Genomic DNA, 13475 nt, shown 5'->3' with positions numbered 1-13475 from the left:
TCAGGGTTAAAATTGCTAAATATTATTCCCCTCCTATTGCTGCTTATCCAAGTACCTGCAACAGCCATTTTACTTTCCCGGTTGCTCAAAGGTCCAAGACGTTATCCAGCCCTGGAACCACAACAACCTACACCGGATCTTTTAGGAACTGTGAGTGTAGTTGTACCCACATTAAATGAGGCATTGCGGATTAGTCCGCTGTTAGCTGGTTTAAGTCGCCAAAGTTACGAAGTTCAAGAAATTATTGTGGTTGATAGTCGCTCTCAAGATGGTACTCCCGACTTAGTGAAAACCGCAGCAGTAAGCGACCCCCGCTTTCGGGTAATGACAGATGACCCTTTACCTTCTGGCTGGGTTGGTCGTCCTTGGGCGTTGCATAATGGCTTTTTATTCACTGCGGAGGGGAGTGAGTGGTTTTTGGGCATGGACGCGGATATTCAACCCCATCCTGGTTTGGTGGCGAGTTTAGTTAAAACTGCGATCGCCCAAGGTTATGATTTAGTATCATTATCACCGCAGTTTATTCTCAAGTATCCGGGGGAATGCTGGTTACAACCGGCTTTGTTGATGACGTTATTGTATAGGTTTGATCCTACAGGTATTTATACTGAACAACCAGAACGGGTCATGGCCAATGGGCAGTGTTTTTTGTGTCGTCGCTCTGTATTAAAGGCTGTGGATGGCTATAGCAGCGCGAAAGGTTCTTTTTGTGATGATGTGACCTTGGCGCGGAATATTGCCTCTGAGGGCTTTAAGGTGGGCTTTTTGGATGGGGCTAAGGTGCTAAAGGTGAGGATGTATGAAGGGGCTTTAGAAACTTGGAAGGAATGGGGACGCAGCCTAGATTTGAAAGATGCAACTTCCCGCGCTCAGGTCTGGGGGGATTTATGGCTATTATCTGCGGTGCAGGGTTTACCGTTATTCATTTTACTGGGTTATTTATTGCTGCCTTCTTTGGTTTTTACACTGCCGTTAATGCTGTTGTTAGGATTGAATATATTTTTGGTGGTGATTCGCTTTGCTCTATTATTAGCGATCGCTCCCTCTTATGATCGTAAAGATGCCACTGGTGGTTGGTTATTCTGGCTTTCACCCTTGGCTGACCCTTTAGCTGTGCTGCGAATCTTCTTATCTGCATTCCACACTCCCAAAGAATGGCGGGGGCGGAAATATGGTGTAGGTAAAGACAATTAAAATGGGCGGGCTAGAAGCCCACCCCACAATACTATTTGATATTTATTTCAGCCCATCTACTTATCGCTTTATCATGTAATTAATTAGAATTTAATCTCACATAAGTTTATGACATTCGCTTTTTCCATCAACGATAGTCAGCGTCTAGGCCTTGAACCCTTAGATGTCCCCCACCGTCTATTATTGGGGCCAGGTCCCTCTAACGCTTATCCAGCGGTATTACAGGCGATGAATACTAAACCTGTAGGGCATTTAGATCCGGCTTTTTTAACTCTGATGGATGAGATTCAATCGCTGTTGCGTTACACATGGCAAACGGAAAACCCCCATACTATTGCTGTCAGTGGCACGGGTACAGCCGCTATGGAAGCTACTTTGGCTAATTCTGTAGAACCGGGTGATGTGGTATTAATTGGTGTGGCTGGTTATTTCGGTAATCGCTTGGTAGATATGGCAGGCAGATATGGCGCAGATGTGCGAACTATTACTAAGCCCTGGGGGCAGGTTTTCAATTTGGAGGAAATCAGTGCCGCCGTTGCTACCCATAAACCCGCAATTTTAGCCTTAGTTCATGCAGAAACTTCCACCGGCGCACGTCAACCTTTGGAAGGGGTGGGTGAGTTGTGTCTTCAACATGGAACATTGCTATTAGTGGATACCGTTACCAGTTTAGGTGGTGTTCCCATCTTTTTGGACGAGTGGGGCGTTGATTTAGCTTATAGCTGTAGTCAAAAAGGTTTGGGTTGCTCTCCCGGTGCGTCCCCCTTTACCATGAGTCCACGGGCATTGGAGAAGTTACACAAGCGTCAATCTAAGGTAGCAAACTGGTATTTAGATATGACGTTGTTGGGAAAATATTGGGGGGCTGAACGCACATATCACCACACCGCACCGATTAATTTATATTATGGTTTACGGGAAGCTTTGCGTTTAGTGGCGGAGGAAGGTTTAGCAAGTTGTTGGCAACGTCATCAAAAAAATGTCGAGTATCTGTGGGAAGGATTGGAAGACATGGGTTTAAAAATGCACGTTGAGAAGGAATACCGTTTACCAACTTTAACTACTGTTTGTATTCCGGAAGGGGTAAATGGTAAATCTATTGCTAGGCAGTTATTACTTGAGCATAATATTGAGATTGGTGGCGGTTTGGGTGAACTTGCTGGTAAGGTTTGGCGTGTGGGTTTAATGGGTTTTAATAGTCGTCCTGAAAGTGTGGATAAGTTGATAGCTGCACTGGGAACAATGATCTCTAATAATTAGTTTGTTTGTAGTTGGGCTTGAGTATAATTTCAGAACTAAAGCCCAACTACAGGATTGTTATGGCAATTTGTAACTTTTAAAACTGATATACAACCTAGAATCTGAATTTGAATGCTATTTTATATACATAATCACGAAATAGGAACTACACAGCAAATACATTCTACGGCGGAATAATATTAAGGAAAACTATAGGCTTGCCAATTCTCAGTTATCTTAAGGAATCAACAACGATGTCTGGTAATACGTCTTTTGATCAACTCCAACCTGCGACTCCACAACAAGCTACCGTGTATTTACCGTATATTCAGGGTAGTAAGCGAACTTTATTACCCTATGCTATCAGTCTTTATCAAAAAGGCGTGTTAGAGGGACACCGCAAAATTGAAGGTAGTGACAATATTCCCTTTGCTGCGACTTGGAATGTTGCCACCTTACCATCAGACTTAACCCGTTGCCGAATGCAGTTTGATGCTAACTCTGACCTAACTTATGAAGTAATGATGGCTAGTTTTGAATTTATTAGTTTTTTAATTGAACTGATGGAAAATTATAAGCGACATCGTGTTACCGATTTTTCTAAACCTTTTTACCGCAAACTCTTACGCGCAGACGATTAAAGCCAATGGGGAATTAGGAATTAATTATTCCCTATTCCCTCAAATTCTTATTTAGGGCTTGCTGATAGCGTAGCGTGGCGTAAGCCATATAAACCAAAAATCTATATATATCAATAGTTTGAAGGTTAAAAATGTGAATAAGCTGCAAGGAATAAGCGTTGAAACCGTTCATTTACCTATCACTTTCCCAGATTCAAGACTATTCTGACCTCCTCCTGACTCCTGACTCCTGACTCCTGACTCCTGACTCCTGACTCCTGACTCGGTGACTCCTGACTCGGTGACTCCTAGCCCTAAGTATATTCATCATCAACATAGGATTCATATATCTCAGGTATTTCAGTAGCTGTGACAGAATCCGATAGCTGGAAAGTATCATCTGTCATCCTGATGATTTCTCCAGAAAAGAATTTGGCTAAACTTTCCGCAGCTTTAACTACACCATCATGATCCCAGCTTGATGGAGGTGGTTGCACTGGTGGCGCTGGTGGCGCAGAAATAGTTGCGACTGGGGCTGTATTAGTCACTATAGCCTCAGTTTGGATTTGTGCTGGTGGCGGTGTATATGTTGGCTGTGGTGTGGCTGGGGGCGGCTGTGGTGTAGGTTGTGCTAGTGGAGGCGGCTGATTGGATATAGGTTCGGGTGGTTGTTGAACAGGAGGAGAATTTTGTGGTGGTGGATTTCTTCTCGTTGATGTGGCGTTTGCTGTGGTGGCTTTTTCGAGAGTGACTTGAATTTCCTGTTGGAAGGTTTGTCTAAAAGCTGTGGTGATCACAGGTAGATAGGACTTCACTTTGTCATACCAAACCGCTTTTACACCTACAATAGCTATAGAACCATTAAAATCAATTAAATGGCACATTTGACCCAGCAATGCTTGTGTAGGTAGCTGCTGAATATGTCCACGGACTTGTTGCCAAAGTTGAATTAAATCGTATTGTGATCCTTCTCCTACTGGCTGTACTGGTGCAGGTTGATTGTTAGTAGGTGGTGGTGCTACAGGTTCTGGCGTGGGTGGTGGTGGAGAATTGTTGTGATTGGTGGGCGAATATACTGGTTGCGGTGCAGCAACGGCAGCATAAGCTGGGGCTACAGCATTTGTATGAATTCGCTGGGGAATATTTGCGGGTTGGATCTGAATATTGGCACTGGGCAATAATCCGAGTAAGGTTACTTCTAACCATAACCGGGGTTGAGTGGTATTTTTTAGTTGTAATTCTGCTGTTCTCAGGTGTTGTTGTCCTAGCAAGATTGTACTTAGTTCAAATTTTTGGGCAAAGTCAACTAATGATGTCCAGGTTGACTGAGTACAAGCAACTAAATCTTGGCGATTAGGGGCGGTTTTGGCGATGAGGAAATCTCGATAAAAAGCGGCGAGATTTTGGAGAATAATTAGGGGTTCTCGTCCTCGATCTAGGATTTTCCGGGTAGATTCCAGAACTATTTCTGCATGATCTTGCGAAATTGCTTCTAATAGTCCAAATAAGTCTTTTTCGCTGACTGAACCCACCAAATCCCAAACTTTATCCGGTGTCACTTCCCCTGCGACTAAAGCTAATTGATCAAGTAAACTTTCTGCATCTCTTAATCCCCCTTGGGCAATTTGTCCGACGAGGGTGAGGGAATCATGAGAAATATTAATACTTTCCTCAGAGGCAATATAAGTTAAATGTTTTACCATTGCCTCTAACTGAATCCGTCGAAAATCAAACCTTTGACAACGAGAAATAATGGTTGGCAATACTCTTTGTGCGTCTGTGGTGGCGAGAACGAAAACAACGTGCTTAGGTGGTTCTTCTAGGGTTTTAAGTAACGCATTGAAGGCTGCGGTACTTAACATATGGCAGTTATGTACTAGTAATCCATTAGCTACAAAGTTATGATTATCCTCAACTTCAAGATCATAAACTCGCTCAACTCCAGCGAGGTGAACAGATTCTACCTTCTCCAAATTTGTAAATGAGCGTGTCGCATCCGCATTCACAGGGGATAGTATCTTCATTCCTTCTTTTACGTCTTTTGCTGCTATCCATCCCTGATCAGTCCTGATCAAATGATTACTTGTACACTTAATTTCTCTGTGAGTAGTCTTGATAACTAAAGTTTGCTTTTCTCCTTGGTCTAACCAACGGACAACTTTTTTAAATTCCCATTTTTCAGAGGAGTCATTGTAAGTCAGAACTCTCTGACCTTTAATATTCGAGTTATCAATGCGGACAAGTCCGGCATCGGTAAGAATTAATGAGTCTCCAGTCAGGCATTCATCAATCACATAAACTTTATACCGACACTGCATCGGGGCAAACTGCGCCCTTTCAATCAGTTCACGAATATTATCAACACCCGTATTACTAGCAGCGTCAATTTCAATGACATCTGTAGAATAGCCTTTAGTAATGCCCTGACAGATTTCACAAACGCCGCAGGGTTGAGGGGTTGGCTGGTTGCCTTGGAGACAATTGAGAGATTTAGCCAGAATTCTAGCACTAGAAGTTTTTCCTGTACCTCTGGGGCCAGTGAACAAATAGGCAGGGGCGATTTTCGCTGAAAGAATGGCATTAGTCAGGGTGGTAGCGATCGCCTCTTGACCCACCAGTTCAGCAAAACTTTTTGGCCGATACTTATGGTGCAGGGGTTCGTAAGACATGGAGACAGGTTTAAATCCGTATATCCCAGGTAAATTTAGGGTTTTATCATTCTAACAACTCATGGCAATTTCGCTCATAGATAGACCCTAGAACACCACGGCGTAAGTCAAATAAGTATTAAAAGTTCCCAAGAAACCTTGTGTAATCTGCTTTTTAATTTTTAATTCTGCACTGGGGAGTCACCGACATCGCTAAAATTTTAATAAGCAACATTCATGGTGCATCAGATGCTCAAGCGGCTAATTCAATGGCTTAAAAAATTTTTCCGGCGTTTGTTTGGTGGTAAACAAAATCTGACCCCAGGGGGAGAAAATATCTCCAAACCAGTGCCACCACCCCTCAGTGATACAGATTTAGAACTTCTTTTTACAGAACTGTTAGAAGGAGTCCATCAAGCCAAGGGACAAGCTTGGGCGCAAAAATGGCTACATAATCTTAACCATCGTGTCAGTACAGAACGCTGGTTAGAATGGTTAAATCGTTTTGGTGAAAGATTATTAGCATCCTCTAAACCTCATAATGAATTAGCCGCCAGATTAGTCCAACTGGGTGAGTTGGGTATTGGGGAAGTCGGCAATCTTGCCTACGATATAGGCATGAAAGTCTTAACACGCAATCCAGGAGAACCAGTTTGGGAATATGATGGGCCTGATGCTGTTCAGAATCATCCCCCAACACCTAGCAAGGATGAGGAAAATTCCGCAGAAGGAGAATACAAAACTGTTACTCTAGATGAGTTATTGATCATGTTGCAGCAGGATGAAAACCTATGTCAGCAAGTTGCCCAACAACTAGGCATAGAAACAGATAATCCAGAAGTGATTATTCAAGCCTTGGTTAATCAGTATAATGAAGGGAATGAATCTTCTACATAATCAGGACTAGGGGCTGAGAAGAACTTTTAACTAAATCTCCCTATGACTCAGTTATATTTGTTGAAGGTAGCTATCAGTATTTTTACGGACATAGATAGAGAGTTTGTAGTCCATTCCGTAATTAATAATTTTTTTGACACAACGATAGCTACAATCTAGGAGAAAGAAAATCCAATAAAGTGGCAGATGTTCAGGTGGCTTTTGCAGTGGCTTAACAAATTTTTACAGTCCCCCTTTGGCAGTCTTGGGATCAATGATCCCCAAGCTAGTCAAAGCAACCTGGTGGCAGATAAACCACCAGAACTCACGAATGCTGATCTAGAGTTGTTATTTAATGAACTACTAGAAGGAGTGCATCAAGCGCGAGGACAGCAGTGGGCATTGAAGTATTTACAGCGGATGGAACCGCGAATTACAGTTGACCGTTGGATAGATTGGCTGTTGGTATTTGGTGACAAATTACTAGCCTCTCCTGCGCCCAATCATCAGTTAGCTAAACGCCTGATGCAACTGGGTGAGTTGGCTATTGGTGATGTTAGTAACCTGGCTTATGATATTGGGATGCAGCTATTGCGGCGTAATCTTAACCAGGAATATGACCACAAGCAAGAGTCACAGGAGTTGGATATCTCCATACCAACAGTAGAGGAGTTAAATAGTCCGGGTCAAGAATTGCTTCGCCAATTTGGTGAACAACTCTGGGAATATCAAGAAGTGGATGCTATGACTAATCCGTCAGCATCCCAAATGATTGAGGATTTGTTAACTGGTGACTCTCTAGGGTTAAGTGATGAGTCTTTAGCAACAGATATGATTGAGGATACACATCTTGATCATGTCTATGAATTAGCAGAAAATGACTATCGCAGTTATGAGTATGCAATTGAGGATCTACCAGAGAATGTGACGGAAGTAATTCCCGATCCAGTATCTCCACCACCAGAAAGCCGGAATCAGTCTTTGGTGAATGTAGAACCGGATTTAACATACACCTTAGATGAGTTGGTAGTGCGGTTGGAACAAAGTACCAATCTTGCCCAGCAGTTAGCTTCAGAATTAGCGATTCGTGATAGTCAAATTGTTCAGCAACCTACATCAAAAATAGTTGTTACTAATCAGGCGGAAATTTTCTTTTACGAAGGTTTGAAGCAAGCTAAATCAGGGGATTTATTAACGGCTTTAGCTTTGTATGAACGGGCAAGTCAATTGCAACCTGAAGTTTATGAATATTGGTTTAATCAGGGATTGACACTATCTTATTTGCAACGGTTCACCGAGGCGATCGCGGCTTATGACCAAACACTGGCACTAAAACCTAACTTGTACAAAGTTTGGTACAGTCGGGGCGGTATTCTCGGCGAGTTGGGAGACTTTGACGCGGCCATTGCTTCTTTTGATCAAGCGATCGCTATTAAACCAGATTACCAAGAAGCTTGGTCTAGCAGGGGTTTAGCATTACTGAAGTTAGGTTTAATCTGGGAAGCCATTTCCAGTTATGATCAAGCCCTGGATCTCCAACCCCAAGACCCAGAAACCTGGTATTACAGGGGTATAGCTTTAGCTGTGGGGGAACAATATCCAGAAGCTATTGCTAGTTATGATCAAGCCCTCAATCTCCAGCCTGATTATCATGAAGTCTGGATTGACCGGGGTGTGGTGCTATTTAATTTAAAACAATGGTTAGAAGCCATTGAGTCTTGGGATCAAGCCCTTTCTATTCAACCTGAATTTTATCTAGCTTGGTACAACCGAGGTGTGTCCTTTGAAAATCTAGGTCGTCGGGAAGATGCAATCACTTCCTATCAGCAAGCCATAGCTATCAAACCCGATTTCCACCCCGCATGGTATAACCAAGCCGTAGCCCTATTTTACTTAGATCGGTTCGCCCAAGCTATTGCCTGCTATGACAGTGCTTTAGAAATTAAACTAGACTACTGGGAAGCTTGGCTTGGTCGGGGTGCGGCTGCTGGTAATCTCACACCTTACCAATCATCACTGATTGTAGTGAGTAGCATTTCCACATCGAACCCTGCTCTTAATTTAGGCGGCTATGAAGGCAAATTAGCCAGTTATCAAGAGGGTTTGAAACATCTCCGCCCAGATACTCACCCAGAAGGCTGGGGAAGATTACATATAGCTGTTGGTAATACTTATTACGAGCAAGGAAAAAAAGAAACCGCACCTCGTGATTATTGGCATCATGCCATGTCTGAATACCAATTGGCACTATCCACGCTCACGCCAGAAGATTTCCCAGAATTGCATCTAGAAATTTTGCAATCTCTGACCAAAGTGCTGGTCTGTTTAGGAGAAACAACAACTGCACAGGAATTACAAAAATGGGGTATTGAATTATTACAACAATTACTCACTAACCCCACTCGTACCGATGAAAACAAAAAGCAACTGGTACTAAAGTTCACAGGTTTGGGACAATTAGCCGTTGATTTAGCGGTAAATACAGGAGATTTAGTAGAAGCTTGGGAAATCGCTGAACAAGGTAAAAATAATTGTTTACAGTGGTTGATGCCTGATTTAAATCATCAACTTCAATCCAAGGATTATACCTCTATTCAAAAATTACTCAATCCCTCCACAGCCATAATTTATTGGCATCTTAGCCCAGCAGCTTTACACACATTTATTATCAAAGATCAAGCCCCATCTCCTATTCTCCTGTTTACACCTATACAAGATATAGAAGCAATTCCAGAAGCAGCAAGACGCTTAATTGAATTTGAACATTGGTTAGCCGATTGGCAAAAATCAGCAACAATATCAAAATTGTTACAGTTGCAAAATATCTTGAACATTTCCACAATTATTCAAGAATTGGAAGGGGTAGATACAATCATTTTAATTCCCCACCGTGACTTGTACAAATTACCTTTGCACAGTTTATTTAATCTGTCTTTTTCTTCAGTATCTTCTGGGAATACGGTAAATTACAATATTACCTATTTACCTAGTGTTGCCATGGGAATTTCTTTCCAGGAGGATCATGGTAGTAGGGTTTATTCTCAGCTTAAATCTGATGAATTAGCATCAGAAATTGTCAGTGAAACATTTGCTATTTCTAGAGATTTTCTCAATTATTAATGGGTGATTAGTGATTGGGAAATTTTGCCCCTATTTCCTCTTCCCTATTCCCTGTTTCATCTCTAACCATTTCACAGCACTTTCTACATCTGGAACTTGTTCTCCTGGAGGTACGGGTGGACGATTCACCATCACAACTTTTATCCCTAGTTTCCGGGCGGCGATAATTTTGGGATAGGTGGCACTACCACCGCTATTTTTGCTAACAATTGTATCTATATTGTATTTGAGCAAAATTTCCTGTTCTTTTTCTAAACTAAAAGGACCGCGATCGCATAAAATCAAACCTGGAGGCACGACAACATCAGTATTTGGTGGATCAATCATCCGCATTAAAAACCAAATTGCCGACAAATGTGCAAAAGTCGCAATTTCTTGTCTGCCAATTGTTAAAAATACTCGTTGGGACTGATTGAATAAAACTGTCGCTGCGGCTATATTATTTTCTACCTCTAACCAGTGATCATCCTCTAGTTTTTCCCAAGGTGGACGAATTACCATTAATCGAGGAATACCTACTTCCTGTGTCGCTGCGGCTGCATTCGCAGAAATCTGATCAGCAAAAGGATGAGTAGCATCAATTAATATATCAATTTGCATTTCTCGCAGATAACTAACTAATCCGGCTACACCACCAAAACCACCAATCCGCACATTACCAACGGGAGTAGCAGGTTCACGGGTACGACCTGCTAAAGATGCAATTGTCTCAATCCCCGGAATATTTGCTACCTTAGCAGCCAATTCTGCTGCATCACCAATGCCACCGAGAATTAAAACGCGCAACATATCAATTTTAGATTTTAGATTTTAACTAACGTTGATTAATACTAGATTCTAGAGTTTTAACTTGTTTTTGTAATTTTTCTACCCGTTGCAAATGGGATTGCTGCAATGAATAATTTAGCCAAATAAAACTACCACTAAACATTGTTACTAATGCTACTAAAATACTTATTAGCAATTTTACCTGAAAATGAAGATATTTGATCTCATCAATTTGATTCTGGTCTGAAACCTGGGAACTAGAAACTATATTTGTAGTTTCATTTTCTACCACTACTTCTATGTTACGTTCTTCTGCTCTGGTAAATGTAACTTTACTTTGTAACCATCCAGCAATTAAGTTAGGGCAATTATTTTTAAACCATTTCCAAGCTAATATTTTGAATGCTGGTTTAGATATTTTGGTAATAACTTTCAAAGTTTTATTAAGAGTTCCCAACTGAAACTTGTAGTTGATAAAATTAGTTGCACCGATATCATAAAGACAATCTATAATTAACTTAATTGTAATTTCCTTCTCATAAATCAAAGTTTTTACTAAAAGAAGGACTTCACCCATCAGTTTTTCTTCTTTGATTTTTTCTGGAGACTGTTGTGTTAAGTGATTTGATATTTTTACTGGTTTAGACATATTTCAAGTATAAATTTTGTTTTTTTAATTTATTCTTAATACCAATCTGGTTTCATTAAGAAAATTATAGTTTGGGTTAAGTGACAACGCAACCGCATCTAATCAAAGTTTTTGTTAATTTTTTTCAGCTTAACTAAATTTTATTATTTTTAAAGCAATAGACATCAATAACTTTAATAACCCAGGCAACGGTGCGATAAAATTACAATTGCTGGGACTTAACAACGGAAATAGCAAAAAATGGGACGGATTTTTATTTCTGCGGCACACGGTGGCACAGAAGCGGGTAAGAATGACCCTGGGGCGATCGCTGGTGGGACAACAGAAGCAAAGGAAATGATTCTCTTGCGGGATTTGGTAGTCATAGAACTCCGCACTCGTAATTTAGAAGTTTTAGCCGTTCCTGACGATTTGAGTGCGGCTCAAACCATAGCTTGGATTAATTCCCGCGCTAATGCCAAGGATGTGGCACTAGAAATTCAAGCTAATGCTGCTAGTAGCCCATCTGTGCGGGGAGCAAGTGCATTCTATATTGCCAAAAATGAGCAACGTAAACAAAATGCAGAAATGGTATTAATAGGGCTTTTGCGCCGTGTCCCTCAATTACCGAACCGGGGAGTTAAACCAGATACAGATAGTGGCTTGGGTAATTTGCAATTTTGTCGTCAAACTAAGATTGCGGCTTTATTACTACAAGTCGGTTTCTTGAGTAGTCCTGAAGATCGGGCTTTGTTGCAAAGTCGTCGGCGTGATTTTGCCATAGGAATAGCGGAAGGACTCGCTACGTGGAGTCAAGCCAATGACCCTCAGCAACCAACGACCCAAACTAATTATTCAAATATTAATATCAATATCAATGGGCAAAATTACTCAGAACAAGGATTATTAATTAATGGGAATGCTTACATCCCCATTGATTTAGTAGATCGGTTACGGATTGATCCCTCAAAATCTGTTGATTTTCGGCGGATTACTTATCGCCAAGTAGTTTATATTAAAGCAGTAGAACTTCGAGATTCTCATGTTTCTATTGGTTGGGATAGTGCCACACGCACTGTAAAATTACGTTCAATTTTAGCAGTTTGTCCCGGACAGATTGAGCAAATTATCTCCAATGGCAATACATCAGAATTACAGCTACAACTATTTCTGAAAAATAATAATGAAAATGCCATCACCCAGTTTCCTGATATTCCCAAACTATATCGGGAAGAAGCAACTATCGAGGGCATAAATCATGATATTGCTTTTTGTCAAATGTGTTTAGAAACTGGATTTCTCCGGTTTGGTACTGATATTAAATCCCAGCAAAATAACTTTGCCGGCTTGGGTGGAGTTGGTGGTGGCGCGGAAGGAGTATCATTTCCTAGTGCCAGGATTGGCGTGAGAGCGCATATTCAACATTTAAAAGCCTACGCTAGTTTAGAACCTTTGGTACAGCAAGAAGTAGATCCTCGATTTCGCTTTGTTACCAGGGGTGTGGCTGCGTCAGTTCATCAATTATCGGGGCGTTGGTCTGCGGATTTAGATTACGGAATCAAGATTACAGCCATCCTCCGAAGACTCTATGAATCTGCAAATCTTTTGTAACTAATAGCGAAGAACGTGGCAGGTGACAGAAAATCGAGAATCAGGAATATCTAACTTCTAACTTCTAACTCCTGCTATAGTGCTATTAATGATGATTAGGAACAATATTTGTGTTTCCCCTCTATGATGAAAACCCAACCCGAATCACTCCATTTTTAACCTATGGGTTGATTGGGGTAAATGTTCTAGTTTTTCTCCATGAAGTAAGTTTGTCAAATGTACAACTAGAACAATTCTTCCAATTGTATGCTGTAATACCTCAAGAATTAACCACCAACTGGATTGGGGAATGGACAACCTTATTTACCTCACAATTTTTGCATGGAGGTTGGTGGCACTTGATATCAAATATGGTCTATCTGTGGGTTTTTGGTAACAATATTGAAGACCGCTTAGGGCATTTCAAATATCTATTTTTTTATTTGACCTGTGGTGCTTTAGCGGCTCTATGTCAATGGTTTATTGGCATGAACTCTGATATTCCTTCTTTGGGAGCAAGTGGGGCAATTTCTGGAGTTTTAGGTGCGTATTTAATCTGGTTTCCCCACGCAAGAATTACCACTTTAATCTTTTTAGGTTTTTTCATTACTACAATTAATGTTCCCGCATTAGTAATTATTGGTATTTTCTTTATTCAAAATCTCATCTCTGGTTTTGCTAGTCTCCAAGCAGCAGCTAACATGAGCGTAGAAACTGGGGGAGTTGCTTACTGGGCGCATCTTGGTGGTTTTTTTGTGGGGACAATTTATGCACTGGGAAATAGGGAATAGG

General features: G+C 41.2%; 10 protein-coding genes. 7 read left to right on the top strand and 3 right to left on the bottom strand.

The genetic code is table 11. The features are described 5' to 3' along the window. The first annotated feature begins 12 nt into the window (after positions 1–12). From cruG to ebsA, 3 genes are all read left to right on the top strand, one after another. Complete coding sequence (gene cruG, locus FJR11_RS08370; RefSeq protein WP_168503251.1) at positions 13–1194, top strand: 2'-O-glycosyltransferase CruG; 1182 nt, start codon at positions 13–15, stop codon at positions 1192–1194. 108 nt (positions 1195–1302) lie between these two features. Next, a complete protein-coding gene (locus FJR11_RS08365) occupies positions 1303–2454 on the top strand; it encodes an alanine--glyoxylate aminotransferase family protein (protein WP_168503250.1) in 1152 nt (383 codons plus the stop codon). 233 nt (positions 2455–2687) lie between these two features. Then, entirely contained in the window at positions 2688–3074 is a 387-nt protein-coding gene (gene ebsA, locus FJR11_RS08360) for a type IV pilus biogenesis protein EbsA (protein ID WP_168503249.1), read from the top strand. A 293-nt stretch (positions 3075–3367) separates the two neighbouring features. Here ebsA and dnaX read toward each other — a convergent pair whose 3' ends face one another. Then, a complete protein-coding gene (gene dnaX / locus FJR11_RS08355; RefSeq protein ID WP_168503248.1) occupies positions 3368–5722 on the bottom strand; it encodes a DNA polymerase III subunit gamma/tau in 2355 nt (784 codons plus the stop codon). A gap of 216 nt (positions 5723–5938) precedes the next feature. Between dnaX and FJR11_RS08350 the strand changes: the two genes are divergently transcribed. Further along, positions 5939–6598: a hypothetical protein gene (locus FJR11_RS08350; RefSeq protein WP_254444717.1), complete on the top strand. Its 660-nt coding sequence runs from the start codon at positions 5939–5941 to the stop codon at positions 6596–6598. Positions 6599–6799: 201 nt separating this feature from the next. After that, on the top strand, positions 6800–9697 hold the full coding sequence (locus FJR11_RS08345; protein ID WP_371417487.1) for a tetratricopeptide repeat protein: 2898 nt from the start codon (positions 6800–6802) through the stop codon (positions 9695–9697). 30 nt (positions 9698–9727) lie between these two features. On the opposite strand, the gene FJR11_RS08340 is transcribed toward FJR11_RS08345, so the two are convergent. Then, entirely contained in the window at positions 9728–10486 is a 759-nt protein-coding gene (locus FJR11_RS08340; RefSeq protein ID WP_174762979.1) for a cobalt-precorrin-6A reductase, read from the bottom strand. A gap of 25 nt (positions 10487–10511) precedes the next feature. Continuing rightward, complete coding sequence (locus FJR11_RS08335) at positions 10512–11114, bottom strand: hypothetical protein (RefSeq protein WP_168503246.1); 603 nt, start codon at positions 11112–11114, stop codon at positions 10512–10514. Between the two features lie 240 nt (positions 11115–11354). On the opposite strand from FJR11_RS08335, the gene FJR11_RS08330 reads away from it, so the two are divergent. Both FJR11_RS08330 and FJR11_RS08325 read left to right on the top strand, forming a co-directional pair. After that, positions 11355–12704, top strand: a complete 1350-nt coding sequence (locus FJR11_RS08330) for an N-acetylmuramoyl-L-alanine amidase (RefSeq protein ID WP_168503245.1) — start codon at positions 11355–11357, stop codon at positions 12702–12704. Positions 12705–12814: 110 nt separating this feature from the next. Next, entirely contained in the window at positions 12815–13474 is a 660-nt protein-coding gene (locus FJR11_RS08325) for a rhomboid family intramembrane serine protease (RefSeq protein ID WP_168503244.1), read from the top strand. The last annotated feature ends 1 nt before the right edge of the window (position 13475 follow it).

The sequence above is a fragment of the Anabaena sp. UHCC 0187 genome, assembly GCF_009712035.1.
GTDB lineage: Bacteria > Cyanobacteriota > Cyanobacteriia > Cyanobacteriales > Nostocaceae > Dolichospermum.
The sequence above is the reverse complement of the archived record's forward strand: the minus strand, read 5'-3'. Positions and strand labels throughout refer to the sequence as shown.

Coding starts and splice junctions, on each gene's coding strand:
- FJR11_RS08365 (WP_168503250.1), top strand. CDS start 1,303: ATGACATTCGCTTTTTCCATCAACGATAGTCAGCGTCTAGGCCTTGAA.
- ebsA (WP_168503249.1), top strand. CDS start 2,688: ATGTCTGGTAATACGTCTTTTGATCAACTCCAACCTGCGACTCCACAA.
- dnaX (WP_168503248.1), bottom strand. CDS start 5,722: ATGTCTTACGAACCCCTGCACCATAAGTATCGGCCAAAAAGTTTTGCT.
- FJR11_RS08350 (WP_254444717.1), top strand. CDS start 5,939: ATGGTGCATCAGATGCTCAAGCGGCTAATTCAATGGCTTAAAAAATTT.
- FJR11_RS08340 (WP_174762979.1), bottom strand. CDS start 10,486: ATGTTGCGCGTTTTAATTCTCGGTGGCATTGGTGATGCAGCAGAATTG.
- FJR11_RS08335 (WP_168503246.1), bottom strand. CDS start 11,114: ATGTCTAAACCAGTAAAAATATCAAATCACTTAACACAACAGTCTCCA.
- FJR11_RS08330 (WP_168503245.1), top strand. CDS start 11,355: ATGGGACGGATTTTTATTTCTGCGGCACACGGTGGCACAGAAGCGGGT.